Below are 26,053 nucleotides of genomic sequence, written 5' to 3' on the forward strand. Positions count from 1 at the left end.
GTGGCCGCATGACCACGACCTGCTCAAAGCCGCAGCAGCCGGCCACCGACAACCGACGGTGGAAGGCGCTCGGGGTCTGTCTCGCGGCCGGCTTCATCTCGCTGCTCGACACCTCGATCGTCAACGTGGCGCTGCCCTCGATGGAGCGCGGTCTGGGCGCCACGGAGGCCGCCCAGGCCTGGGTGGTCTCCGGGTACGCGCTGACCTTCGGGCTGGCGCTCGTCCCCGCCGGCCGGCTCGGCGACATGCGCGGAATGCGCCAGGCCTTCCTGATCGGGCTCGCCGTGTTCACGGTGGCCTCGGCGGCCTGCGGGCTCGCGGCGAGCCCCGACTGGCTGGTGGTGTTCCGGCTGATCCAGGGCGCGGCCGCGGGCATGGTCGCGCCGCAGACCTCGGGTCTGATCCAGCAGATGTTCCAGGGCTCCGAACGCGCCAAGGCCTTCGGTCTGCTCGGCAGCGTCATCGGGATCTCGACGGCGGTCGGCCCGCTGGCCGGCGGTGTGATCATCGACGCCGCGGGCACCGGTGACGGCTGGCGCTGGGTGTTCTTCGTCAACCTGCCCATCGGCATCGCCGCGTTCGCCGCGGGCCTGCGGCTGCTGCCCCGCTGTCCCGCGTCGGCGGACCGGCGGGAGCGGTTCGACCCGCTCGGGGTGCTGCTCCTCGGCTGCGGCGTGCTCGCGCTGATGCTGCCGCTGGTGCAGGAGCAGCAGTGGACCGGACGGGAGAAGTGGGCGCTGCTGCCGGTGGGCGCGGTGCTGCTCGGCCTGTTCTGGGTGTGGGAGCGGCGGCAGGGCCGGCTCGGACGGGCGCCGCTGCTCGATCTGAACCTGTTCTCGATGCGGTCCTTCACCCTCGGGGCGCTGATCAGCCTGTCCTACTTCGCCGGCTTCACCACGGTCTTCTTCGTCCTCGCCCTCTTCCTGCAGAACGCGGCGGGGTACAGCGCCCTGGCGGCCGGAGTCGCGGTGCTGCCGTTCGCGGTCGGCTCGGCGGTCGGTGCCGCCCTGGGCGGCCGGCTGGTGGTGAGCCACGGACGCAAGGTGGTCGTCATGGGCCTCACCGGAGTGACGCTCGGGCTGCTCGGCAGCATCGCGGTGGTGCGGCTGATGCCGCTGGAGAGCTTCGGGTGGGCCGCGGCGCTGCCGATGCTCATCGGCGGCATCGGCTCCGGCATCACGGTCTCCCCCAACACCACGCTCACCCTGACCCGGGTTCCGGTGAAGCGGGCAGGCGCGGCCGGCGGGGTGCTGCAGACCGGCCAGCGCGTCGGCTCGGCGGCCGGTATCGCGGTGGTGGGCTCGGTCTACTTCGCCCGCCTCGCGCACCACGGCCCGGCCCCCGAGGCGCTGCAGCTGGGCCTGCTCACCTCCATGGGGTTCATCCTGGTGGCACTGGGCTTGGCGGTGGCCGATCTGGGAGAACGGGCGAAGGCACCGGAGGCGCCGGAAGCGCCGGGGATGCCGGAGGCCGAGAGCCTGACACCCTGACCGGGAGGGGCCGGGACGGCGAGCGCCGCGGTTACGAACGACGGCGGGGCTTGCCGCGCTTGGCGGGCTTGGCGGCCTTCGCGCCGGCGGCACGCGCGCGTGCGGTGCGGGCGCCCGGCGTCGTCCTGCCCGCGGCGGCCGGCTTCTGCGCCCGGCCGGCCTTCTCCGAGGCGGACTGCGCCGCCTTCGCCGGCTTCGGGGCCGGTGCGGCCTGGCGGCCGCGGGTGCTGTTGACCGTGCGGCCACGGACGATGCCGATGAAGTCGTCGACCAGGTCCGTGGTGGCCTCCTCGGGCCAGGACAGGGCGACGGCGGACTCCGGGCCGTCGGTGAGCGGCCGGTAGGTGAGGTCCCGGCGGTGGTACAGGCGGGCCAGGGACTGCGGGACGACCAGGAGACCGACACCGGCGGCGACCAGTTCCACCGCGTCCTCGGTGGTCGCGGGGCGCTCGAAGGCGGGCTCGCCGGGCGGGGCGTCCCAGTCGAAGACGTCGTCGAGGGGGTGGAAGAGGACCTCGTCGGCGAGGTCGGCGACGGTGACCTCCTCGGCAGCCGTGATCACGTGGTCCCGGGGCACGACTACCACCGTGGTCTCGGTGTAGAGGGGGATCGCGCTGAAGAACGTACGGTCGACCGGGAGCCGTACGAGACCGGCGTCCGCGTCGCCGGCGCGTAGCACGTCGGACGCCTCGGCGGCGGGGACCTGGAGGAGGGTGAGGGGGACGCCGGGCCGGCGCTCGTTCCAGATCCGGACCCACTTGGCGGGCGTCACGCCGGGGACGTACGCGAGCCGGAACGACGGTGTTTCCTCCGAGCCTGTCACCAGCCCAGGTTACCGGGCCGCGGACGGCCCTCGGGCACCGGCCACGGACGGCCGCCCGGCACCGGCCGTGGTCGGGGCTTGCACGCCCGGCCGATACCCTTGACCTCATGAGTTCGCACCAGACCGCCCAGACGATGAAGCCCGCGACCGCGGCGAAGAAGCTGGGCGTGTACCTGCCCGCCACGCCCGCCGCCTTCCAGGAGGGCGTCGTCTCGCGCGCCGAGCTGACCGAGCTCCAGGCGAATCCGCCCGAGTGGCTGCGCGAGCTGCAGGCCAACGGGCCGCACCCGCGTCCGGTGGTCGCGGCCAAGCTGGGCGTGTCCATCGCGGGGCTGGCGCGCGGCGGGGTGACGGAACCGCTCACCACCGAGCAGATCGAGGAACTCAAGCGCGAGCTGCCCGAGTGGCTGGCCAAGGAGCGCGCCACGCAGGCCGAGGTCCGCAAGGAGACCGTGCGGCTGAAGAACCTGAAGCGGGAGAAGGAGTCGGGGCAGGGCTGAGGCCACTCCCGCCGCACTCTCCACGGCCCCGGTCCAGGCGCCTCCGCCTGCACCCCGGGGCCGTTGCCGTACCTACCGTGCCCCTTCACCGGTCCGGCGGTTCCCGATACTGCCGGACCGCCATACCACCGTGCCGCCATACCACCGTGCCGCCGTCCCCGCCAAACCGCCGTCCCGCCAAACCGCCGTGCGTCGTAGCCCTCCGGCTCCCTCCAGCCCAACCCCCTCAACCAGCCCGCGCCGCCGCCTTGTCCCGGCCCTGCGCCGGGCCTGCCACCCCGACTGAGCTGGGTTTCCCCATGCGGGCACAGGCCGCGGCAGGCGTTGTCAGTGGTCTCCCCTACAGTCGCCATCACTTGATCACTGCGGTGCGGGGAGGCACGCATGGGGTGGGTGACGGCCGGGGACTACGAGGTGGCCCTGGACGACGGGAAGGTGGTCTGCCGCAACGCGGCGGGGCGGCGGCTGAAGTCCGTGCCCGCGAAGCTGGCGGACGATCCGGCCGTGCTGGGGCTGCGGCAGCTCGCCGAGTGGCTGGAGCGCCACGAACGGCAGTGCCTGGCCGACGTGGAGCGGTGGATGACCCGCTCGCTTCCCGTGCCGCTCGCCGTCCTCGCGCGGGTCTGGCCGGACCCCGCCTGGCAGACGGCGCTGCGCGACCTGGTGGTCACCGGTGCCGACGGCGAGGTCGCCGGATTCCTGCGGGACGCCGACGCCGAACGCGGACTCGGCCTGGTCGACCTCGACGGCGACACCGTGCGCATCGCCCCCGAGCTGGTCCGCCTGCCGCACCCGGTGCTCCTCGAAGACCTCGAAGAGCTGCGGGAGTTCGCCGTCGAACTCGGCGTCGAGCAGAAGGCCCAGCAGCTGTTCCGCGAGGTCTGGCACCGCCCGGCCGCACCGGACTCCGAGGGCACGCAGGTCGAGGAGTACGCGGGCGGGGTCTTCAAGGAGCTGCGGTTCCTGCACGGCAGGGCCACGCAGTTGGGATACCGCGTGCGCGGCGGATACGCGGTGTGCTCGGTGCTGGAGGAGGGCCGCGGGGTCGAGGCCCGGGTCTGGATCGGCGACTACGACAGCTACTTCGAGACCGAGACCGGCCCGCTGGCGTGGACCGATCCGGCGGGCCGCACGCTGAGGCTGGGGCAGGTCGGCCCGGTCGCGTGGTCGGAGGGGATGCGGATGGCGGCGGCGCTGTACGCGGGGCGGGACATCGAGGACGAGGAGCGGGCCGCATGACCACGTACGACGACACCACCACGGCCGCGCTGCTGGACGCCGGCGCGATCCTGCCCCCGGGCACGACCGCGCGGGAGGACGCCGACGTCCTGACCGCACGCACGTACACGCACGCCGCCCTGGACGGGCGGACGGTGGTACGGCTGGTGCCGGGCACCCTCGGTGAGGCCGAGGACCTGGCCCTCGAGTTCCTCGGTCTGGCCCGGGAACCGGAGGCGCCCGAGGTCGGCCAGGTGCGCCGGGAGACCCTGGGCTTCCCGGCCTGGGCGCTGGTGCACGATCCCGCCAACGGGCATCACGCCCTCGCCCTGGTCAAGGACGTCGAGCGGCTGGCCCGGCAGGCCAAGTCCAAGCCGGGCAACGCGAAGGACGGCTTCGAGGCACTCGGCGAGCGGCTGGGCCGCGCGGTCCCGCACTTCCTGCCGACCTTCTACGAGCAGGCCGCCCGGATCTTCCTCCAGCACGAGAACACGACCTACGCGGCCGCCTTCTTCGGCAAGGCGCGCGAGGCCGAGCGGGTGCACGCGCTGGCCGTGGACGAGGAGCGGCAGCGGGCGGTGTTCCTGGAGTTCGCCTTCGCCGGAGCGCTCACCGTCAAGGCGCTCAAGGAGTACGTGAAGGACCTCGCGCGCCGGCTCGAACCGGCCACCGCCTGGGCGCAGTTCCGGCAGCTGACGGTGGAGCGGTGCGCGGCCGGCATGCCGCCGTACGCCTCGCTGCCGCAGGACGCGCGCGGGCTGATCAAGGCGGCCGGCCTCGACCGGGTCACCGAGGAGTGCGCGCTGGTCGCCGACCTGCTCGCGTCCCCGGCCGCCGTACGGGCGCCCGCCTCCTTCTGGAACGCCTACCGGAGTGTGCTGCCGGTCCTCGCCGAGCGGCAGCCCGGGATCCGGGTACGGCTGCTGGAGATCATGCCGGCCGGTCTCGGCCGTGAGGTGGAGGACGACGAGTTCTGGCTGGCGCTGCTGGCCGAGTGCGGGGCGGATCTGCTGCTCACCGAGGACGGCGGCGAGGTCGACGCGGCGGACTGGCTCAGCCGTTGGGCCCAGCACCGCAAGCACGGGGCGGCGTTCTCGCAGCGCTCCCCCGCGACACTGGCGCTGGTCGAGCGGATGGCGTCCCGGCTGCGGGCGGGCGGCCGGCCCGTCGATCTCTTCACCGGGCGCTGGCAGGCGGGGGCCGACCTCGATCTGCTGGACCTGTGTGTCGCGGAGGGCATCGCGCTGGCCGTACCCGACGCGGACACGCATGTGCATCTGCCGCTGGCCGTCTGGCTGCGCGACGAGCGGCCGGGACAGCGGGACCTGAAGGCCGTCGCCGCCGAATCCCGGTACCGCCCGCTGCTGTTCGAGGCCGTCGAGGGCCTCGGCCGGGGGCAGGGGCCCGCGGAGCTGCCCAAGGTGGCCGCGCATCCGGTGCTCGGCCACGTGCTGCGCGAGTGGCTGCAGGAGGCGGCCGCGGAGTTCGCCGTCGGCGCCGGGCTGCCCGGCGCCGATGCGCAGCTGGAGCGGTTGCGCCCCTTCCGGGCGGTGGTGCAGGAGAGCCCGCAGGCGGTGCACCGCCTCACCCGGTACGACGTCGTCCCGGTCCTCGGCCGTACGCTGCGCGCCGGGATCCTGGACGAACTGGGCTGGCCCGCGCTGGAGGAGGCGCTGGAGCTGCTCGACGCCGAGGTGCGCGGGGACCGGGACCACGAGCTGTCGGTGACCGAGGCGTGGCCCGCACTGATCGTGGCACGCGGTCACAAGGCCGTCGTCGTCGGCCCCGAGGGGATCCTGCTCACGCACGAGCTGCGGCTGCCCGTCGCCCTGGATCGCTGGCAGCGGCCCCGGTTCCGGTACGCCGACGGCGAGCTGCTGGTGATGTGGCGGGACGGTGCCAAGCAGCAGGGCTACTGGTCGAACCACCCGTCCGAGGTGGCCGCGGTCGGCGGTGAGCAGATCACCGGCTGGTGGTCCGGCATGGACGCGGCCAACGCCTCGATCCCGCTCCCCGGTGGCGGCCGGGCCACGGGCGGCCGCACCCTGCACGCCGGGGACACCGTCCTGCCGCCGGGCCGCCCGGTGCTGGGCGACGGCACCACGTACTGGCGCCAGGGCAGGCAGGGGCGGCAGTCGCTGTGGCTGGAGTACGACCCGGCGACCGGCGAGCACGGGCGGGCCTCGCTGCCCGCGCTGCTGGCGTCGGCCGTCCGCGAGGACGCCTCGCTGCTGCACGGCTCCTGCGAGGTGCTGCCGCTGCAGCCCGGCCTGGAGCACAGCCCGTTCGGCACCGACGGCACGGTCCTCGGGCGGTGGGTGCGCTCGGAGGGCGAGGGCGCCGAGGCACGGACCACCGCGGGTACGCCGGACGGGCGGACGGCGACCCTGCGGGCGGCCCGCAACGGCCGGGTGCCGCTGGGCGCCCTGCGGCTGCCGGGCGGGGCCGAGCCGATCGCCGCGCAGACGCACCGGAGCATCGCCCTGTACGCGGCCGACGGCACCGAACTCGGGCGGGTCTCCTTCGGCGAGTCCGGCGGGACGTACGCGGCCGGCACCCGGCTGGTGCCGCCGGTCGCGTTCTGGCACGCGCTGCGCCCCCGCGACGAGCGTGGCTCGGCCGTGCTGCGCGCCCTGACCGACGCGTCGGCCGGTGAGCTGATGCAGGCGACGGCGGCGGCCCTGGACGAACGGCAGGAGGCGCTGGCCCGGCCCGGCCAGGACGAAAGGGCCAGGGCAGCGGTACCGACCGCCGACGCGGTCGCCGTGGCCGCGGTGGCGCGGGCGCTGCCCGAACTGACCGACCGGCGGCTGCTGTCCGGTGTCGCCGCCCTCGTCCACGCGGCGCTGCGGATCGCCGAGAGGGCCGGGTCCCTGGCCAGGCCCGCGCAGGAGCGTCCGCGGCAGCCCCGGCAGCGGACCGAGGGCATGTTCGCCGACTACTCCCCGGACCACGGCACGGATCGGACGCTGCACGACGCCGTGGCCGGCGTCGTGACCCTGCAGAGCGCCTGGCACGGCGGCTGGGCCGCGCTGCGCCAGATCCGCGCGGTCAACCACGTGCTGTCCGGCAGACCCGCCGACGGCAAGCCGCTGCCGGAATCCGAGCGGCTCGCCCCCGTCGGCGACGGCTGGCGGAGCGACGAGCACACCATCCCCCGCATCGGTGCGGAATGGACGCCCGTCCTGGGCGCGCTGCGGCCGCTCGCCTACCGCGTCTGCTCACCGGCCCTCACCGACGTCCAGCGCGAACCGCTGCTGCTGTTGTTCGAGGCGCTGACCGAGGGCCCGCTCCCCGCGCTCGGGGCCACGCTGCGCGTGGTCGTGCTCAGTGAGCCGCACGACAAACAGCAGCGGGCGGGTCAGGTGCTGCGCCGGGACGGCCGCACGGTGGTGGTGCTCGGCTGCCAGAGCGTCGACGACCCGCTGGGAACGGTCAAGTGGCTGGCGCTGGACCACGACCCGTCCGGGGCGTTCGGTGCCGTCGGGCAGTTCACGCTGGTCCGGGAGACCCGGTACCCCACCGGGATTCCGGCGGACCGGCTGGCCGAACTGACCAGGCTGGTCCGGGAGAAGGGCGCCGCGCCCTGGTGGCCCGCGGCACCCGAGGCACTGGTCACCGCGACGGACGGCGCCCTCGGCCCGCTCCAGGCGACCGTGCTCCTTGCCGGCCACCCGCACGCCCCCGTCGCCGAGGCACTCGCGACCGTCGGACTCAAGCCCCGGCAGCGGAGCCTCGGCGCCCAGCTGCTGAACTCGCTGGACCAGGACGAGCAGGTGGCGCTCCTCGGCGCGCTGCTGCCGGACGACCCCGCCGAGTTGTGGACGACCGGCCCCGACACGGCCGCCGCGGGCCGGCTGTGGGCCGAGCGCCTCGGCACGATGGTGCGCCTGCCCGAGGACCTCAGCACCGATCTCGCCGGCGTGGCCGTCGGCCACGCCGAAGCCGTGCTCAACCCCGCGCGCACCCCCTGGCTCGCCCGTACCACGGTGTTCCGGCCCGACAAGGACGGCGACTTCACGCCCGCCGACCCGGCGGCGGTGCCCGGGTCGTACACGCTGGCCGGAGCGATGAAGAGCCTGGCCGCGCTGGCGTACGTGCTGCCGTACGGGCATGCGCTGCGGGCCGGGCTGCCGGACGGGCTCGGCGCACTGCGTCGGCGGCTGGCCGATCCCGAGCTGCTGCTCGACCTGGACCTGGAGTGGACGGAGAAGGGCGCCCCGACCTCCGTGCAGCTGCGCAAGGTCTTCGGCCTGCCCGAGACCGGCGGCGGCGACGCGCACGGGCTGACCAGGGCCGGTGACACGCTGGTGCTGCGCCCCTGGTACTCGGACACGGAGCATGTGCTGCTCCGGCCGGGAGCGCTCAGCGGAGCCGACGACCCCGTCTTCGGGCTCCTGGAGGGCCTGCTCGGCGAGGGGCGGGCGTCCCGGCTGCGGGCCGTCCGGACGATCCTCGGCGAGGACCTCTCCCGTGCCCTCGCCGCCGAGGGGCCCGAAGGGTACGCCCAGGATCCCACGGCCTCCGTGCCCGCGCTGGTCGCGGAGGCCGCCGCGGCGCACGGTCTCGGCGCGGATGCGGCCGCGCTCTACCTCCAGTTGCTGGCCCTGCCCGACCCCACCGACCGCAACTGCGCGCGCTGGACCGGCTGGAAGCCCGCCCGGATCAAGAAGGCGCGCGCCGAACTGGCGGCGACCGACCTCGTCGTCGAGGCGAAGCGCCCACGGGCCGGCCGCACCCTCTTCCTGCCCGGCGGCTGGCACGACCTCAAGGCTCCGGCCCTGCCGTCGGAGACCTGGAAGGAAGCCCTCTACCCCGTCTCCGACGGCCACCGGACCCTCCCGCTGATCCCGGTGCCGGAACTGTTCGCCCGCGCCTGGGAGCGCGTGCGCACCGGGGACGCCCCCGCGTACGAGCAGCTGACCACGCGGGCCACCCGTGGGGGCCGCCGCCGATGACCACGATCCGCACCACCGCCCGCACCGCCCGCACCGCCCGCACCGCCGCGAAGGACCATCGCCGATGACCGTCAGCACCGCGCCCCTGCGCCAGATCGTCCCGCCCGAGGACCGGTACGCCACCGAGCTGGCCTTCCTCGCCGCGTACGACGCCGGTCCGCGCCCGCCCGCCTGGCGGCTGACGCCCCGGGCCGTCGTCACCTTCGTCATGGGCAGCGGCGGCCTGGCGCTGCGGCTGCCCGACGACGCCGAGGCACCGGACGGCGTGCCGCGCCGACTGGCCGTGGAGGGCAAGTTCGTCGGCGACCGGGCCCTCGTCGAGCGCTGTGTGGTGACCCTCGCCGGTGAGCGGGGGCTGCTGCTGGTCGGCGAGCCCGGCACCGCCAAGTCGATGCTGTCGGAGCTGCTGTCGGCCGCGGTGTGCGGCACCAGCGGCCTGGTCGTGCAGGGCACCGCGGGCACGACGGAGGACCAGCTCAAGTACGGCTGGAACTACGCCCTGCTGCTCGCCCAGGGCCCGAGCCGGCAGGCGCTCGTGCCCTCGCCGGTCCTCACCGCGATGACCCGGGGTGCCGTCGCCCGCGTGGAGGAGGTCACCCGCTGCCTCCCCGAGGTGCAGGACTCCCTGGTCTCGCTGCTGTCCGAGCGGCGCATCGCGGTGCCCGAACTGGCGGGCACGGACGACGCGCTGGCGCACGCCGCCCCCGGGTTCACCCTCATCGCCACGGCCAACCTGCGGGACAAGGGCGTCTCCGAGATGTCCGCGGCGCTCAAGCGGCGCTTCAACTTCGAGACCGTGGGCCCGATCGCGGACCTCGACGCCGAGACCGCGCTGGTACGCGGCCAGGCCCGGGCTTCGGTGGAGCGGGCCGGGGCGCCCTTCCAGGTCGACGACGCGGTCCTGGAGGCCCTGGTCACCGCGTTCCGTGACCTGCGCGAGGGACGGTCGGCCGAGGGCTGGGAGGTGGAGCGCCCGTCCACGGTGATGAGCACCGCGGAGGCGGTGTCGGTGGCGGGCGCACTGGCCCTGGCGGCGGCCTACTTCCCCGGCGACCGCGACGTCCTCGGCCTGCTCCCGGGCCATCTGCTCGGCGTCGTGCGCAAGGACGACCCCGCCGACGCGGCCCGGCTGCGCGGCTACTGGGACGGCCCGGTGCGGCGGCGCGCGGAGCAGGGCTCGGCGACCTGGCGCACGCTGTGGGACCTGCGCACGGTCCTGGAGGCATGACGTCGTGCCCGACTCCCCCGAGGCGGCCCTGGCCGCGCTCACCGACCCGGCGGGGCCCTACCTGATCGGCGTACGCCACCACGCGCCCTCGCTGGCCGCCGCCGTACCCGCCCTGCTGGACGCGGCGCGACCGGACGTGCTCCTCGTCGAGCTGCCCGCGGAGCTGCAGGAGTGGCTGCCGTGGCTGGCCCACGAGGAGACCCGGGCCCCGGTCGCCCTCGCCGCGGCACCGGCGGACGGCAGCGGCGGCCCGGCGTTCTATCCGTTCGCCGACTTCTCCCCGGAACTGGCGGCGGTGCGGTGGGCCGGGCGGAGCGGGGTGCCGGTGGTCGCCTGTGATCTGCCGCTGGCGGACCGGGGCCGGCGGGAAGGAGAGCGTGTTTCGCAGGGGCCGGGTCGGCTGTCCGGCGCCCTGCGTTCCCGGCTCACCGGCCGCCCGGGCGACGACCTCTGGGACCGCCTGGTCGAAGCGGTCGCGCCCGGTTCGCCGCCGGAGGCACTACGGCGGGCCGCACTGCTGACGGGCTGGGCGCTGCGCGAGGAGTCGGCCGTGTCGGAGGTGGATCTGCGGCGCGAGGAGTGGATGCGCTCCCGGCTGGCCGAGGCCACGAAGAACGGTGCGCGGGCAGCCATGGTGGTGGGTGCCTTTCACACACCGGCCCTGACAGCCGACCCAAGGGGCGCGGGGAACTGCGCGACCAGCCCCCACCGGCCCGCACTCGAATGGACCACCTCCCTCATCCCCTACACCTACGCCCTCCTGGACGAGCGCTCCGGCTACCCGGCCGGAATCCGGGACCCCGAGTGGCAGCACATGGTCCTGGCGGCGGCGGGTGACCCGACCGCCCTGACCGAGGCGCTGACCAGCGCTGCCGTCCGCATCTGCGCCGAACTCCGCGGCCTCGGCCACCCCTCCGGTCCCGCCGACGCCCGCGAGATCATCCGTCTCGCCGGAGACCTCGCCCGCCTCCGCGGCCTCCCCGCCGCGGGCCGCGGCGAGTTGGTCGAGGCGACGCAGACCGTGCTGGCACAGGGCGAACCGTACGGCCGTGGCCGGGCGGTGGCGAGGGCGATGGAGAACGTCCTGGTCGGCACCCGCGTCGGCCGGCCCGCGCCGGAGGCGCCCCGCAGCGGTCTCGCCCCCGCCGTCGAGACCGAGCTCACGACGCTCGGCCTGCCCGGTCCGGCGGACACCGGGACCGCCGCCCGGGACCTCCGGCTCGATCCCCTCCGCTCGGACCTCGACCGGCGCCGCGAACTGCTGCTGCGCCGCCTGACGTTGTGCTCCGTGCCGTACGCCGAGCCCAGGCCGGTGACCGGGACCGGTGGGACCGACGCGCTCACCTCGCGCTGGGAGGTGCGCTGGACCCCGGCGACCGCCGCGATGCTGACGGCGGCCGGGGTCCGCGGGGTCACCCTCGCCCAGGCGGCCGAGGGCCTGCTGCGCGAGCGGAGCCGCAAGGAGCGGGACGCGGGTGGGCCGACCGCCGCGCAGGTGCTCGACGGCCTGGAGCAGGCGGCGCTCTGCGGCCTGCCCGGCCTCGTCGAGGAGCGGCTCGGCGACACCGCCGAGATCCTCCCGGACGCCGGTACGCTGCCCGAACTCCTGGCGGGGCTTGCCCTGTTGGACCGGCTGCGGCGCGGGCACATCGCCGGTCCGGACCCGGACGAGGACCGTACGGCCGGGTCCGTCGCCGTGGCGGAGCTGCTGACGGCGGCCGCGGTGCGCCAGGTCGACGGCCTGACCGGTTCCGAGGACCCGGCCGACGCCCGCGCCCTGCTCGAACTCGCGCACCGCGCCGACCTGTCGGGGGGCATCCGGCTCGCCGGCGCCCTGGCCCGGCTGGCCGCCGACGGCTCCCCCTTGATGCGGGGCGCCGCGGGAGCCGTCCGCGTGCTGCTGGGCCAGGAGGAGCCGGCGGCGTTCGGCGACCGGGTCGCCTCCTGGGTGGACGGGGCGGTCGACGCCGAGTCTCGGTCCGCGCTCACCGCTCGGCTGACGGGGTTGCTGACGGCGGCCGGACGGTTGCTGGCCGCGGCCGTACCGGCGCTGGAACCCCTGGTCGAGCGGGTGTCTGAGCTGTCCGACCAGGACTTCCTGGACCGGCTGCCGGCCCTGCGCGGCGGTTTCGACACGCTGAGCCCGGCCGATCGCGAGCGTCTGCTGTCCGCGGTCGAGGAGCGCCTCGCCGTCGACCGGGTGGCCGACACCGGAACCGTCGACCCGGACGCGCTGGCCGCCTGGACCCGCGCGGACCTCGCCGCTCGTGAATCCCTGCGCGTGCTCGGCCTGCTGCCGCCACCGCACACGGTTCGGGAGACCGAACCGGCCCGGCCCGCGGCGGTCCTGGCGGAGCACCGGCTGGCCCCCGCCGACCGCTGGCGTCTGCTGCTCGGCCGTCGCGCCGACCGGCTCCCGACGTCGGCACGCGCCCTGGCCACCGCGCTCGACGAGCTGTACGGCCGCGGACACGGCGAGGGCAGCCGACGCGACTTCGACGGCAGGGGCGGCGGGCGCGAGGCGTCGTACCCCGGGGTGCGGGAGTGGTCGCAGGAGCTGGCGGCGCTGTTCGGTCCGGGCATCCGGGAGGAGGTGCTCGCGGCGGCCGCCGCGACGGGACGGCAGGACGTGCTGGCCGAGCTGGACCCGGCCGGCGTACGGCCCTCCGTGGACCTGCTGCGGTCGGTGCTGCGGCACGCGGGCGGGCTGCCCGAGGCAAGGCTCGCCGCGCTGCGCCCGCTGCTCCGGCGTCTGGTGGACGCGCTGACCCGGGAGCTGGCGACCCGGCTGCGCCCCGCGCTGCACGGAAGCGTCCTGCCCCGGCCGAGCCGGCGCCCTGGCGGCGGCCTGGACCTGCCGCGCACGCTGCGGGCCAACCTGGCCACCGCCCGCCGGGCGGCCGACGGCACGGTCCGCGTGATCCCGGAGCGCCCGGTCTTCCGGGCCCGGGCCCGGCGCGCCGCCGACTGGCGGCTGATCCTGGTCACTGACGTGTCAGGGTCCATGGAGGCGTCGACGATCTGGGCCGCGCTGACCGCCTCGGTGCTGGCCGGGGTGCCGACCCTGTCCACGCACTTCCTCGCGTTCTCCACCGAGGTCGTCGACCTCACCGGGCACGTCGACGACCCGTTGTCGCTGCTCCTCGAGGTGAGCGTCGGCGGCGGCACCCATGTCGCGGCCGGGCTGCGGCACGCGCGCGAGCTGGTCACCGTGCCGTCCCGCACCCTCGTGGTCGTGGTGAGCGACTTCGAGGAGGGCCATCCGGTCGGCGGACTGCTCGCCGAGGTCAGGGCGCTGGTCGGGGCGGGCTGCCAGGTCCTCGGCTGCGCGAGCCTCGACGACTCGGGGCGACCCCGCTACTCCACCGGTATCGCGGGGCAGCTGGTCGGCGCCGGGATGCCGGTCGCCGCCCTGAGCCCGCTCGAACTCGCCCGCTGGGTAGGGGAGAAGATCGCATGAGCACGAGTACGGAACGGGAGCTGCCCGCCGTCGCCCCGGCCGTGACGGCCGAGCTGGTCGCGGCCCTCTCGCCGCGGTTGCGCAAGCGGCTGGACGCGGGCATCACGAAGCTGGCGGGCCGACCGGTCGTGCGTGACGGCGACACCGTGCGGATCACCGTCGACGACGAGGGCTCCGAGCTCGAACTGCACGCCCCCGGGGGCGTCGTGGCCGACGCGGCGGCCATCCGCTGCGGCTGTCTGCTGGCCCCGGACTGCCTGCACCGCGCGGCGGCGGCCTCGGCGGCGCCGGTGGCGGACGCCTCCGCGGACACGGCGAGCGCCGAAGACGCGGACGGGACCGCGGGCGTGGGGGCCGTCGAGGCCACCGCGCAGCCGGCGCCCCTCCCGGGTGTCCGGGAGATCCCCGTCCCCGACGAGTCGGCGACGGCCCCGCAGCTCGCCGCGGCCCACGCCGTCTTCGAGGCCGTGGCCGCCGTGCTCGACGCCGGTACGGACGGCTCCGGTGCCGTGCTCCAGGCCGAGTTGCTGCGGACGGCGCACACCGCGCGCCTGGCGGGTCTGCCCCGGGCGGCCGCGGCCGCGGTCTCCGTGGTCACCGGAGTGCGCGCGGCCCGCGCGGCCGACCCGGCGTTCCGGCTCGCCGAACTCGTCGGCGCCGTGTCGGAGGCCCTGTTCGTGGCCCACCGAGTGCCGCATGCCACCGGTGCCGAGCTCACCGCGCTGCGCGGCACGGTACGGCAGCCGTACACGCCGGACGGTTCGCTGCGGCTCTACGGCCTGTTCTCGGAGCCGGTGCTCACCGCGAGCGGCTATGCGGGTGCCGTCACCTGGACCGCCGACGCCGAGGGGCGGCTGTACACGGTCTCGGACGTGGCGCCGGGCGGCACGGGCCGGGCGGTGGGCGCCGCCGACCGGGCCGTACGCATCGGGGACACGGCGCTCACCCATCGCGAGCTGGCGCGGGCGGGGCTCGCGGTGTCGGGGGCGACGGTGTCGCCGACCGGCCGGCTCGGCGCCGGCGCGGGGGTCAGGGCAGTGCGCGCGTCCGGGGTCGGGTGGCGGGCCGAGCCGCTGGACCGGTTGTGGGCGGTGCCGGTGGCCGAGCAGGTCGGGCGCGCTTTGGACGGCGGCCACGAGCTGCTCTTCCTGGAGGTGACGGCGGTCGGCGCGGTGCGCGAGGCGGCGGGCGACTGTCTGCTGGCCGACTGCGGCGGGGTGCCGCTGCGGCTGACGGCGGCGCACGACCATCCGGCGCTCCCGCACCGCGACAACCTGCGGCTGCTGGCCGCCGTGCGGGGCAGCCGGCTGCGGGTGGTCGCACGCCTCGTCGCGGCACCGCACGCCCGTGCCCAACTCCTCGCGACGGAGCACCCCGTGCGTGCCGGGAGCCGTGTCGACGTGGGGCTGGACCGGCTCCAGCACGCGGACCTGCCGGCTCCGGCGCCGCCGCCCGCCGCACCACTCGCGCCGGCCGCGCCGGTTCACGTGGTGCGCACGCCCGACGAGGCGCCCCTGCACCTGCTGCGCCGCCGGATCGAGCAGGCGGCTTCGGGCGGGCGGCGCGTACTGGCCTTCCCGGGTGACTCCGCGGCCGACGTCAACCGGTTGCACCGGCACGGTCTGGGCACGGCCGGCGATATCCTCGACGGGTTGCTCGCCGCGGCCGCGGAACGCTCGCGCGACGCCTTCGGCCGTCTCCTTCCGGCGGACACCGGCCGCTTCGCGCGGGCCTGGCTGACCGCGGCGCGTTACACGGACGAGGTCGACCGGGTGCTCTGTGCGGCCGCCTGGGGCGGCTGACCGGGCTCGGCGACGACCGGAAGCGGGCCGCCGCTCCCCCGTGCCGGCGGCCCGCGTGACCGGAGTCGTCCCATCCGGCGCCGGTGCCCGGTTGAAGCATGCGACACCCGGCCGCTGCCTGGGTATGCGTAGAACTGCGTAGGGGCACGAGCGGAGAGGACGACGTGGTACACGGGCTGGACAGGGCCTATGAACGCCTCACCGGACTGGCCGTCGCCGCGCTCAACGAACGCGAGCCCGAGCGGCTCTGGCCGCTGCTGGCCGACGCCGTGACCGGCCTGTGCGGCGGGGAGACCCTGATCTACAAGCTGGACGACTGGAGCGAGGGTGAGGGCACGCTCGGCCTGCCGCCCGCCGCCGCCGGCGCGCTGGACCGGCTCGGCGACGAGGCACTGGGGGTGCTGCGCTCCGGCTACCCCTTCGCCCGCCACTACGCGGCCGGCCCCGGCCGTGTGCCGGTGACGGCCCGTCGGCTGGCGGGGCGGGCCTGGCCGGTGAGCGAGACCGCGCGGGTGCTGGGCGACGGCCTGGACCTGAACCAGGTCCTGGCGCTCCCGCTGCCCGGTACCGTCGCACCGATCACCGGCTGCCTGGTCTACCGCTCCGGTGCGGACTTCACCGACGACCACCTGCGGATCGCCGAGCGCGCACAGCCGGTGCTGGCCGCCGTCGAGCAGCAGCGCCGGCTCCTGGAGCAGTGGCGCCGGTCGTCGGCGCCGGCCGGTGCGGCGGAGGAGAGCGCGGCGGAGTGCGCGCTGACGCCCCGGGAGCTCACCGTCCTCCTCCTGCTCACCGACGCCCTGACCGCCGACGCGATCGGCCGCCGGCTCGGCATCTCGGCGCGCACGGTGCACAAGCACGTCGAGAACATCTACCGCAAGCTCGGCACCCGCGACCGCCTCGGCACCGTCCTGCACGCCCAGCGGCTGGGGCTGGTTCCGGCGCCCGGTCCGGCCCGCTCCGGAAGGCGGCCGGCGGCCGGGAAATCCGGTGGACAGCGCCGTCGTCCGCCCGGCACAGTGGCCGCCCGTGACGACCAGTGAGCTGTGGGGCAGGGCCGAGGCCGACCGCTACGACGGCGAGGAGACCGAGATGTCCTCGGTCGCGGTGCTCGGGCCGACCGTCGACTTCCTCGCCGAACTCGCGGGTGACGGCCGGGCGCTGGAGTTCGCCGTCGGCACCGGGCGGGTCGCCGTCCCGCTGCGGGAGCGCGGGGTGCCGGTGGCGGGCATCGAGTTGTCCGAGCACATGGTGGCGGTCCTGCGGCGGAAGGCCGACGAGGAGACCCTGCCGGTCGTGGTCGGGGACATGGCCACGACCACCGTCCCCGGTGAGTTCGCCCTGGTCTATCTCGTCTACAACACGATCTCGAACCTGCTCACCCAGGACGAGCAGGTCGAGTGCTTCCGCAACGCGGCCCGGCACCTGCGGCCCGGGGGCCGGTTCGTGATCGAACTGGGGGTGCCGCCGCTGCGGATGCTGCCGCCCGGCCAGGTCGCGGTGCCGTTCGACGTCTCCGCGGGACACCTGGGCTTCGACACCTTCGACCTGGTCGAGCAGATCCTCGTCTCGCACCACCTCACCCGTGACGGCGAGGACGGCCGCTACCGCCGGGACGCCTCCCGGCACCGGTACGCGTGGCCCGCGGAGCTGGACCTGATGGCCCGGATCGCGGGCCTCGCGCTGGAGCGCCGGGTGGCCGGCTGGGACGGCTCGCCGTTCACCCAGGACGCCGCGAAGCACATCTCGGTGTGGCGCAAACCGGAGTGACCGGCCCGGCCCCCCTCCGCGCGCTCAGCCGCTCACCGGTGTCCACTGGATGCGCGTACTGCACAGGGAGACCACGACAGCCGCCGCGGCGACGACTCCCAGGCCCCACACCAGGCTGCTCGAACCCGCGACGAAGCCGATGAGCGGCGGCCCGGCCAGCAGGCCCGTCGTACCCATGGCCGCGACCAGGGCCAGCGCCTCCGAGCCCTGTCTGGCCGCGGCGACGTAGACGCACGGGGTCACTGCGGCGCAGCCCAGTCCGACGCAGGCGAACCCGATGAGCGCCGCCGCCACTCCCCCGGTCAGCAGGGCGAAGGCCAGCCCGGCGGCGGCCAGGGCGCTGCCGGACAGCACGACCCTGCCGTCGCCCCAGCGACTGCGCCAGCCGTCCGCGAAGAGGCGGGCCAGGACCATCATGCCGGAGAACACGGCGATGCCCATCGGCGCCAACTCGGCGGTCGCCTTGGCGACTTCTCGCAGGTAGAGGGCGGACCAGTCGTTCATGGCGCCCTCGGTCACCGTGCCGAACGCCATGGCGCAGCACATCCAGAGCGTGACCCGGGACGGCAGGCTCCATCCGGTACGGCTCCTGCGCTCCTTGTCACCCTCCGTGTCCTTCTCCGCCGCCGGAGCCTCGTCCTGGAGCAGACCGGGACGCGCCAGAGCCGCCAGGAGGACGAGGACCACCGCGGCCACGCCGAAGTGCGCGGCGACGGATGAGGTGGCCGCGTTCATGCCGGAGGCGAGCAGCGCGGCGAGCAGCGAGCCGGCGCTGAACGTCGCGTGGAGTCGGGCCATGGTGTTGCGGGTGTACCGGGTCTCCAGGGCCGTTCCCTGTGCGTTCATGGCCACGTTCAGGCATCCGACGAACACGCCGTCGGCGACCATGACCAGCAGGGCGACCGGATAGTCCGGGGCGAGGGCGAGGGCCAGGAGCAGCAGGGTCAGGCAGAGGGCGGACAGCAGTGCCAGCCGTGCCGAGCCCAGCCGTTTCATGAGCACCGGAACCAGCGGGAACGACGCGACGGCGCCGATACCGGCCGCCATCAGCAGCACCCCCACCTCGGCCGCGGTCAGCCCGAGGTCCGCCTTGATGGCGGGGATCCTGGAGGCCCAGGTGGCGTACTGGAAGCCGAGGGCGCAGAACAGCGCGGCGATCGCCACCTGGCTGCGCCGGAAGGGATCACGGACAGGGAACACACGCATCAACTCGCTTCGTCGGCTCGGCCGTCGCCCGGGACATGGACGTCCCGGACGTGCGCGCCCGGGGCGTTCGGGCGGGACATGTAGACGGCGTTCGTGCCGTATCCGCCGGGGGCGATCCCCGGGTACGCGGTGAACCCGCGGGTCGACCAGAAGGGCTCGCTGCGGCCGACGGCGACGAGCGAGATCCGTTCGAACCCGCGGGCACCGGCGGTCCGGGTGAGGTGGGTCAGGAGGCGCGGGCCCAGTCCCCTGCCGCGCTGCCGCTCCGCCACGACCATGTCGTGCAGATGCAGGTTGCGTGGCCGGGGCGCGGGGCCGGCAGCGGGCTCCTCCGCGTGTTCGAGGTCCGGGTACCGGAACACGGGATAGGGCAGTGCCAGCACGTATCCGGCCGGCTCGGAGCCGACGTCGAGGACGAAACAGGTCTCCGGCGAGGCGTCCGCCCTGGACCGCAGGGCGGCCCGCCCCTCAGAGAGGCCGAGTTCCGCGTAGGCCCGGGCCTCCATCGCGGTGATGGCGTCCCAGTCGGCATCGGCGATGTGGCGTATCCGTACGCCATCGCCGCTCACGGTCGTCCTCCGCCGACGCAGGTGTACGGGAGCGGGGCGAAGCCGTTGAAGCCCTGGGTGGTGTAGCTGATCGCGTAGGCGCCGCTGGAGAGCACCCAGACGGGGTCGCCGGAGGCCAGGTCCCGGGGGACGTGGACGAGGGCGTGGCCCTGGGGGTAGGCGTCGTCGCTGTCGCAGGTGGGCCCCGCCAGGACGGCGGGGACGTACCCGGACCCGGCGTCGGGGTGGGTCGGGAAGACGAGCGGGTACTGGAGCGCGTCCATCTCGTAGAGGCCGTTGAACTTGCCGCAGCTCAGGTAGAGCCAGTGCTGCCGCTCGCCGTCCGGCCGTTGCCGCTCGGACAGGCGGGCGACGTGGGCGCGGACGGCTCCGTGGTCGGCGACGAGGTGACGCCCCGGCTCCATGACGAACGCGAGGTGCTCGCCGTGGACCTTCCTGAGGTGGCGCATTCCCTCCCGGATGACGGCGAAGATCTTGTCGAGCGGCGGTTCCAGGGGGAGGCCGTGCCGGTCGAGGTAGCCCAGGGCCGGCAGGCCGCCGCCGAGGTTGACGTGGTCGAGGACGATCCCCCGCCGGCCCAGCGCGGTCAGGACGTCCGCCAGACAGTCGACGGCGTTGTGCCAGGCGTCGGCCGTCATCTGCTGGGAGCCGACGTGCACGGACAGTCCGGAGGGTGTCAGGCCCATCCCCCGGGCCGCTGCCAGGATGCGTACCGCGTCGGCGGGCGAGCAGCCGAACTTGTTGCTCAGTCCCCACAGTGCGCCGTCGCCGCTCGTCGCCAGCCGGCAGAACACGCGGGCTCCCGGGGCGTGGGCCGCGATGGCCGCCAGGTCCTCGATGCTGTCGGTCGCGAAGTCCCGGACGCCGAGCCGGTGGGCCTCGGCGATGTCCCGGTCGGACTTGACGGTGTTGCCGTAGTGCGTCCGGCCGGCCGGCACGCCCGCCCGCAGCGCCTGCTCCAGTTCGTGCGGGCTCGCCCCGTCGACCCCGGCGCCCTCGCCCGCGAGGCAGCCGAGCACCTCGTCCACCGGGCAGGACTTCAGGGCGAACCGGATGTCGACGCCGGGCAGTTCGCGCCGCAGGGTGTGGTAGCCGCGCCGGATTCCGGCCAGGTCGAAGAAGATCCCGTCGTCGGTGGCGTCCGTCAGCGCGGCGCGCAGCGGGGAGACGTGGGCCATGGTCGCCGTCACCGCTGCGGCCCGGGCGTCCCGGGCACGGAAGTGTGGCGGGCCGCCTCGACCAGCGGCTCCCACGCCTCCGTGAGCAGGGCGAAGTCCTCGATGTCGCCGCGCGCTTCGTCCAGCAGGCGTTCGCGGCGTCCGCTCAGCAGGTCGGCGAACTCGGCGTAGCGGCCGCCGAGTCTGCGGTACGCGGTGTCGAGGACGTCCAGCCGCTGCACGTTCTCGCCCCGGTCGAGTCCCGCGCTCTCCCCGGCCAGCCGGGCCACGACGGACGAGCGCACCTGCTCCTGCCCGTCGAGCAGCGACTCGCCGGCCCGCCCCATCCGGTCGTAGACGAAGTTGAAGTAGAGCATCGACAGCAGGAACTTGACGAAGCGCAGCTGGTACGCGACGAAGCCGGAGTCGGTCCGGCGTTCGCCGGTGTAGAAGTTGACGATGTTCCGGTTGTGCAGGACGCCGGGCAGGGCGGCGTCGTGCACCAGGTGGATCAGGAAGTAGTCGCTGCCGATCGTGTCGGTGGCCGGCGGCAGCGGCACGTGTTCGTGCACGCCGTGGAAGGCGATGTTGCACATGTCCACGCGCATGGGATCGACCACGGTCAGGGTGGAGTGGTCCGCGGTGAAGGCGTCCGTGCCGGCGCCCCGGAAGGACTCCTCCGCGAGTTCCCGCTTCTGCTCGGGCGACCAGTGCGCGGGCGCCCACAGGCCGACCATGTCGTGGTACACGTCCGGGTCGATCCGGAGTATCTCGCTTATGTCCACGGACAGTTCGCCCACGAAGGAGCTGCCGACCATGGCCACCCGCCGGTCCATGCGGTCGGCGGCGAGTGCGGTCCCGGTGACGTGGCGGGCGGCGTCGGCCGCGCGCCTGCCGAGCGACAGCAGTTCGTGGTGGACGGGGAAGACGGGCTCGCCGTCCACCTCCTGGTAGCGGCTGTCGGAGTCCCTGCGGTGCACGGACTCGCAGCCGAGTGCGGCGGCGATCAGGAAGGCGCGGTTGGTGCAGGCGCCGTAGGAGACTCCCGCGGGAAGCATCAGGTCCAGCAGGAGGTCGGGCTTCGTGGCCGCGGACCGGTCGATCGCGCGCCGCAGGAAGTCCCGCTGCCGCGCCTCGTCGAGATGGTGGACGACGGTCCGCGGATCGTAGGGCGCCCTGCGCACGGCCTCGGCGTGTTCGGCGAAGGCCGGTGCCGCGCAGGAGTCCAGGATCAGGAGGTGCACCTCGACGTCGAAGTGCCGGACGGCGTAGGCCGCTTCCTCGGCCAGGGCCGTGATGGTCGCCGCGCAGGGCCTGTTGGTCGGCAGGGTCAGGCAGATTCGGCGCATGTCTCTTCTCCGGCCGGCCGCTCCGCCCCGTCGAGGCCCGCCCCGTCGAGGCCCGCCCCGTCGAGGCCCGCCCCGTCGAAGTCCACCCCGGTCCAGGACCTGAGGCCCAGCAGCTTGGCGCCGAGGTCGTCGAGCGTGGCCCTGCCGTACCGCAGGGACTCGTGGCGTGTGGCGTCGCCCAGCAGGGTCGCGTTCCAGTCGGGCGTGGCGAGGGTGCGCCAGGACTCGACCCGGGAACGCCTGAGCGTGTCGTGGGACTCCAGCGCCGGCATCATCGACAGGTACTGGACGGCGCGTACCGTCCGTTCGGAGGTGTTCGGTGCCACGCCGTGCGCCAGCAGGCCGTTGAAGATGAGCAGGTCGCCGGCTTCGAGCTGCGGGCGCACCACGGGGAACTCGGCGCGGTCGATCCTGGGCCGGATCGGGTCGCGGTCCGCGGGCTGGAACGCCTTCCACTGGTCGAAGCGTTTGAACAGCTCGGGGCAGCACTGGAAGCCACCCAGTTCGGGCCTGGTGTCGGTGAGGGCGACGATCCCCTGGACCCGCTGCGGCAGCACGCCGAGCGTGGTGTCGACGTCCCAGTGCAGTTCGATGTCGAAGCCCTCGGCGGTGCCCGGGATCAGGGCCCGGTCGCGGTTCTTGATGTTGGGCGGGTTCAGGTTGAGCCGGTCGAGGGTCACCCAGAGCTCTTCGCAGTCCCAGACGTCGACGAAGGCGTCGTAGACCCGGCGGTTCTGCCTGCTGTCCCAGATGAGCTGGTGGTGGTAGGCCTCGACGAAGCCATAGATGTGCAGGTCCCGGTCCAGGTCGGAGCGGTACTCGCGCTCCTCGTACCAGGTCTCCGGGCGCTCGGGGTCCAGCCCCTGGAACTCCCAGGCGAAGTCGAGCAGTTCACGGGCCGCGGCGGTGGGAATGGCCTGCTTCACCACCACGTAGCCGTACGTCTGCCAGTGGGCGAGGTCCTCCTCGGAGAGGACTCGCAGCGGGCGGGTCTTGGTCAGGTCCCGCAGGGGTGTCTGGGCGAGATAGGTCTCGCCGTCCGAGCTGAAGTAGGGGATGTCCGAGGGGGCTCGATGGAGATAACGGTCAGTCGTGGGCATGCGGTGCTCCACACCTCGATATCAGGTACCGGCGGCCCGTCCGGGTCGCCAACTGCGCGGAGTGAGGGGCGGGGACCGTGCCTGCAGGGTCACTGCACCACGGGCCACACCGGCCCCTCTTCGAACTCGCGTGCCTCCAACTTGGACTAGACCAACTCATCCTGTCAAACACCCCAGTTGAGGGCGCGTTGCGCCAACAGGGCACGCCCCGGGCCCTCTTGACACGTGCCGTTAGCCTGACGGAGACGCATTGGTCTGTACCAACAGGAGGGTGCACGCTATGGTCTCCAGCAAGCACAGCCAGGAGTTGCGACGGCTGGCGCGCTCCGTCCTGCAGCCGGGGTTCGTGGGCACCGAGGCCCCCGACTGGGTGCTGCGCGAGATCGGGGACGGGCTGGCCTCGGTCGTGCTCTTCTCCCGCAACATCGTCACGCCCGAGCAGGTCGCCCGGCTGACCGGGCAACTACGCGCAGAGAACCCCGAGTTGATCATCGCGATCGACGAGGAGGCCGGTGACGTCACCCGGATCGAGTCGGCGACCGGCTCCACCCGGCCGGGCAACTTCGCACTCGGAACCGTCGACGACACCGAACTCACCGAGGCCGTCGCCGCCGACCTGGGCCGCCAGCTGCGCACCGCCGGGGTGAGCCTCGACTACGCGCCGAGCGCGGACGTGAACTCCAACCCCGACAACCCGATCATCGGGGTCAGATCCTTCGGCGTCGACGCCAAGGTCGTGGCGCGGCACACCGGTGCCTGGATCCGCGGACTCCAGTCGGCCGGAGTCGCCGCCTGCGCCAAGCACTTCCCCGGCCACGGCGACGTGGCGGTCGACTCCCACCACGGGCTGCCCGTCTACGAAGCCGACCGCGACCGGATCACCGAGCAGGCCCTGCCGCCGTTCCGGGCCGCCCTCGACGCCGGCGTCCGCGCGGTGATGAGCGGCCACCTGCTGGTCCCCGCCTACGACCCCGTCCTGCCCGCCACACTGAGCCGCCGCATCCTGGAGGAACTGCTGCGCCAGGAGCTCGGGTTCGACGGCGTCATCGTCACCGACGCCATCGAGATGGGCGCCGTGACCGGCCGGTACGGGATCGGCGGGGCCACGGTCCGGGCCGTCGCCGCCGGTGCCGACGCCGTCTGCGTCGGCGGTGAGAACGCCGACGAGGCCACCGCCGCCCTGCTCGTGAACGCCCTCGCGGACGCCGTCCTGGCGGGCGGCCTGCCGGAGGAGCGGCTCGCCGAGGCGAGTCTTCGCGTCCGCGAGTTCGCGGCCTGGTCGGCGGGGCTGAACCCGGCGGGCGCCGCCGTCTGGGACGCCGACGGCATCGGCTTCACGGCGGCCCGCCGCGCCATCCGGCTGACCGGAGCCGTCCGGCACGCCCTGCCCCTGGTCAACGCGCCGCACGTGGTCGAACTGGTGCCCACCACCAATCTGGCCATCGGCAAGGAGACCCCCTGGGGCGTGGCCGCCCCGCTGGGCGAGCGGCTGCCGGGGACCACCTCGGTCCGGGTGGGCCGCGAGGAGGTGCTGTCCCGCGCCGGCACGCTGGAGACGCGGGCGCTCGCCCCCGCCTCGGGACGGCCCCTGGTCGTGGTGGTGCGGGACGCCGCCCGGCACGCGTGGATGGCGCAGGCCCTCACGGAACTGGTCGCCGCCCGGCCCGACGCGATCGTCGTGGAGATGGGCCTGCCGGGCACCGTCGTCCCCTCCGCCGCCCAGATCTTCACGCACGGCGCCACGGCCGCCTCCGGAGTGGCCGCCGCCGAGGTGCTGGCGGGTGCCCTTTAGTGCAGACCTGAGTGCAGATCGGTACGGACCTGAGTGCAACATCCTTACACGCGCGCGAAGTTGACGCCTCCTCTTCCCTTTCCTACGTTCCGAGAGCGCTCTCACATCCCCCCGAAGCAGGGAGGTCCCCATGCCCTCCGTGCGCAGACCGAGCGGCCGCCGCCTTCGCCTACCGGCGGCGGCACTCGCTCCGGCACTGTTCACCGCACTCCTCACCCTCACGCCCCCGGCAACCGCGGCCGACACGGGCGCGACGGCGGCCGTCTGCAACAAGTACTGCGACGCCCGGGACCCCGCGCTCTCCCCGGGCGACCGCACCCCGGTCACGGCCGGCATCTACGCACGGTCGATCGTCCTGCACTTCGACGACACCGACGCGATGGGCTGGGCCTCCATCGACAACGGCAGTCCGGGGGACGAGGTGTGGCTCGACCGCTCCTTCGACGGCGGCCGCACCTGGAGTTCGGGCAGCAAGCTCGGCGACACCAGCGTGCCCGCAGGACAGCGCGGTCGGCGCACGCTCATGTACAACGTCGACGACTGGAACGCCCTCGGTGTCGGAGCCCTGCGCGCCTGCGGAAAGGCCGGGGACCGCGCCGAGATCGCGTGCACCCCCTGGGCCCGCACCACCTGGAACGCGGGCGAGCCGCGCACCGCGGCGGCCACCGGCCTGATGGCCTTCTACGACTACGGAACCGGCCTGTTCGACACCACCGGCTGGTGGAACTCCGCGAACGCCCTCACCGCCGTCATCGACAACATCCGCGTGACGGGCATGGGCAGTTACCGGTACGCCGTCGCCCGCACCTACGACCTCAACGTCAACGCGCAGGGCGGGCAGTTCCGCAACGACTACATCGACGACACCGGCTGGTGGGGCCTCACCTGGGTCGCCGCCTACGACCTGACCGGCGACAGCCGCTACCTGGCCACGGCCCGCGCGGACGCCGACCACATGGCCGCCTACTGGGACTCCACCTGCGGCGGCGGAGTGTGGTGGAGCACGGCGCGGACGTACAAGAACGCGATCGCCAACTCCCTCTACATCCAGCTCAACGCGGCTCTCCACAACCGGCTGCAGGGCGACACGACGTACCTGGGCCGGGCCCGGGCCGGCTGGACCTGGTTCCAGGGCACCGGCATGGTCAATGGCTCGCACCTGGTCAACGACGGCATCGACCTGTCCACCTGCGGCAACAACGGGCAGGCCGTCTGGTCGTACAACCAGGGCGTGCTCCTCGGCGCGCTCGCCGAGCTGTACCGGGCCACGGGCGACGGCCAACTCCTCACCAGCGCACGACAGATCGCCGACGCCGCCACCACGACCCCCCTGCTCCACACCTCCGACGGCATCCTGCGCGACCCGTGCGAGAGCGGCGACTGCGGAGCCGACGGCCCGTCCTTCAAGGGCGCCGACGTACGCGGCCTCGGCAGACTCGACTCGGTCCTGCCGGACCACCCGTACACCGCCTACCTCGAACGCCAGGCCGACCGCGCCCGCGCGAGCGACCGCAACGCCCTCGACCAGTACGGCCTGCGCTGGCACGGACCGCTCGACCAGGTGGACGCCGCCCGTCAGCAGAGCGCCGTCGATCTGCTGGACGCGGCGTACTGACCGACAGCGACCCGGG

Annotated in this window: 17 protein-coding genes; 11 read left to right on the plus strand and 6 right to left on the minus strand. The window is 74.4% G+C overall.

The window, feature by feature from the left end:
* Positions 1–8: 8 nt before the first annotated feature.
* Positions 9–1,490, plus strand: coding sequence for an MFS transporter (locus ACFY0K_RS35645; RefSeq protein WP_390643303.1), 1,482 nt, complete (start codon positions 9–11; stop codon positions 1,488–1,490).
* Positions 1,491–1,521: 31 nt separating this feature from the next.
* Here the strand turns inward: ACFY0K_RS35645 and ACFY0K_RS35650 are convergent, their stop codons facing one another.
* On the minus strand, positions 1,522–2,313 hold the full coding sequence (locus ACFY0K_RS35650) for a LysR family substrate-binding domain-containing protein (protein WP_390643304.1): 792 nt from the start codon (positions 2,311–2,313) through the stop codon (positions 1,522–1,524).
* A gap of 107 nt (positions 2,314–2,420) precedes the next feature.
* On the opposite strand from ACFY0K_RS35650, the gene ACFY0K_RS35655 reads away from it, so the two are divergent.
* The 8 genes from ACFY0K_RS35655 (at position 2,421) to ACFY0K_RS35690 (ending at position 17,249) form a co-directional block, all read left to right on the plus strand.
* On the plus strand, positions 2,421–2,813 hold the full coding sequence (locus ACFY0K_RS35655) for a DUF5997 family protein (RefSeq protein ID WP_351956110.1): 393 nt from the start codon (positions 2,421–2,423) through the stop codon (positions 2,811–2,813).
* Positions 2,814–3,197: 384 nt separating this feature from the next.
* The gene (locus tag ACFY0K_RS35660; protein ID WP_390643305.1) at positions 3,198–4,052 is read left to right on the plus strand and encodes a DUF4132 domain-containing protein; all 855 of its coding nucleotides are present in this window, start codon (positions 3,198–3,200) and stop codon (positions 4,050–4,052) included.
* On the plus strand, positions 4,049–8,989 hold the full coding sequence (locus ACFY0K_RS35665; RefSeq protein WP_390643306.1) for a hypothetical protein: 4,941 nt from the start codon (positions 4,049–4,051) through the stop codon (positions 8,987–8,989). Before ACFY0K_RS35660 ends, ACFY0K_RS35665 begins: the two co-directional genes overlap by 4 nt.
* Positions 8,990–9,053: 64 nt before the next feature.
* Positions 9,054–10,217 (plus strand): AAA family ATPase, encoded by a 1,164-nt coding sequence (locus tag ACFY0K_RS35670; protein WP_390643307.1) that lies wholly within the window; start codon positions 9,054–9,056, stop codon positions 10,215–10,217.
* A gap of 4 nt (positions 10,218–10,221) precedes the next feature.
* The gene (locus tag ACFY0K_RS35675) at positions 10,222–13,677 is read left to right on the plus strand and encodes a DUF5682 family protein (RefSeq protein ID WP_390643308.1); all 3,456 of its coding nucleotides are present in this window, start codon (positions 10,222–10,224) and stop codon (positions 13,675–13,677) included.
* Complete coding sequence (locus ACFY0K_RS35680) at positions 13,674–15,479, plus strand: hypothetical protein (protein WP_390643309.1); 1,806 nt, start codon at positions 13,674–13,676, stop codon at positions 15,477–15,479. The genes ACFY0K_RS35675 and ACFY0K_RS35680 overlap by 4 nt, the downstream gene beginning before the upstream one ends.
* Positions 15,480–15,643: 164 nt before the next feature.
* Positions 15,644–16,522 carry a LuxR C-terminal-related transcriptional regulator gene (locus ACFY0K_RS35685; protein WP_390643310.1) on the plus strand — a complete coding sequence of 293 codons (879 nt, stop codon included), beginning with the start codon at positions 15,644–15,646 and terminating at the stop codon, positions 16,520–16,522.
* Entirely contained in the window at positions 16,509–17,249 is a 741-nt protein-coding gene (locus tag ACFY0K_RS35690; protein ID WP_390643311.1) for a class I SAM-dependent DNA methyltransferase, read from the plus strand. The genes ACFY0K_RS35685 and ACFY0K_RS35690 overlap by 14 nt, the downstream gene beginning before the upstream one ends.
* A 24-nt stretch (positions 17,250–17,273) precedes the next feature.
* Here ACFY0K_RS35690 and ACFY0K_RS35695 read toward each other — a convergent pair whose 3' ends face one another.
* From ACFY0K_RS35695 to ACFY0K_RS35715, 5 genes are read right to left on the minus strand one after another with little or no spacing between them, the layout of a single operon-like run.
* Positions 17,274–18,455 carry an MFS transporter gene (locus ACFY0K_RS35695; protein ID WP_390643312.1) on the minus strand — a complete coding sequence of 394 codons (1,182 nt, stop codon included), beginning with the start codon at positions 18,453–18,455 and terminating at the stop codon, positions 17,274–17,276.
* On the minus strand, positions 18,455–18,961 hold the full coding sequence (locus ACFY0K_RS35700; protein WP_390643370.1) for a GNAT family N-acetyltransferase: 507 nt from the start codon (positions 18,959–18,961) through the stop codon (positions 18,455–18,457). Before ACFY0K_RS35700 ends, ACFY0K_RS35695 begins: the two co-directional genes overlap by 1 nt.
* A 59-nt stretch (positions 18,962–19,020) precedes the next feature.
* Entirely contained in the window at positions 19,021–20,202 is a 1,182-nt protein-coding gene (locus ACFY0K_RS35705) for a type III PLP-dependent enzyme (RefSeq protein WP_390643313.1), read from the minus strand.
* 8 nt (positions 20,203–20,210) lie between these two features.
* A complete protein-coding gene (locus ACFY0K_RS35710; RefSeq protein ID WP_390643314.1) occupies positions 20,211–21,530 on the minus strand; it encodes a DUF6271 family protein in 1,320 nt (439 codons plus the stop codon).
* Entirely contained in the window at positions 21,512–22,630 is a 1,119-nt protein-coding gene (locus tag ACFY0K_RS35715; RefSeq protein WP_390643315.1) for a phytanoyl-CoA dioxygenase family protein, read from the minus strand. The genes ACFY0K_RS35710 and ACFY0K_RS35715 overlap by 19 nt, the downstream gene beginning before the upstream one ends.
* 280 nt (positions 22,631–22,910) lie before the next feature.
* Here ACFY0K_RS35715 and ACFY0K_RS35720 point away from each other — a divergent pair, with 280 nt between their 5' ends.
* Together ACFY0K_RS35720 and ACFY0K_RS35725 are read left to right on the plus strand one after the other, a co-directional pair.
* Complete coding sequence (locus tag ACFY0K_RS35720; RefSeq protein ID WP_390643316.1) at positions 22,911–24,422, plus strand: glycoside hydrolase family 3 protein; 1,512 nt, start codon at positions 22,911–22,913, stop codon at positions 24,420–24,422.
* A 130-nt stretch (positions 24,423–24,552) separates the two neighbouring features.
* Entirely contained in the window at positions 24,553–26,037 is a 1,485-nt protein-coding gene (locus ACFY0K_RS35725) for a glycoside hydrolase family 76 protein (protein WP_390643317.1), read from the plus strand.
* Positions 26,038–26,053 lie beyond the last annotated feature (16 nt).

Source organism: Streptomyces sp. NPDC001507 (assembly GCF_042894765.1).
GTDB lineage: Bacteria > Actinomycetota > Actinomycetes > Streptomycetales > Streptomycetaceae > Streptomyces.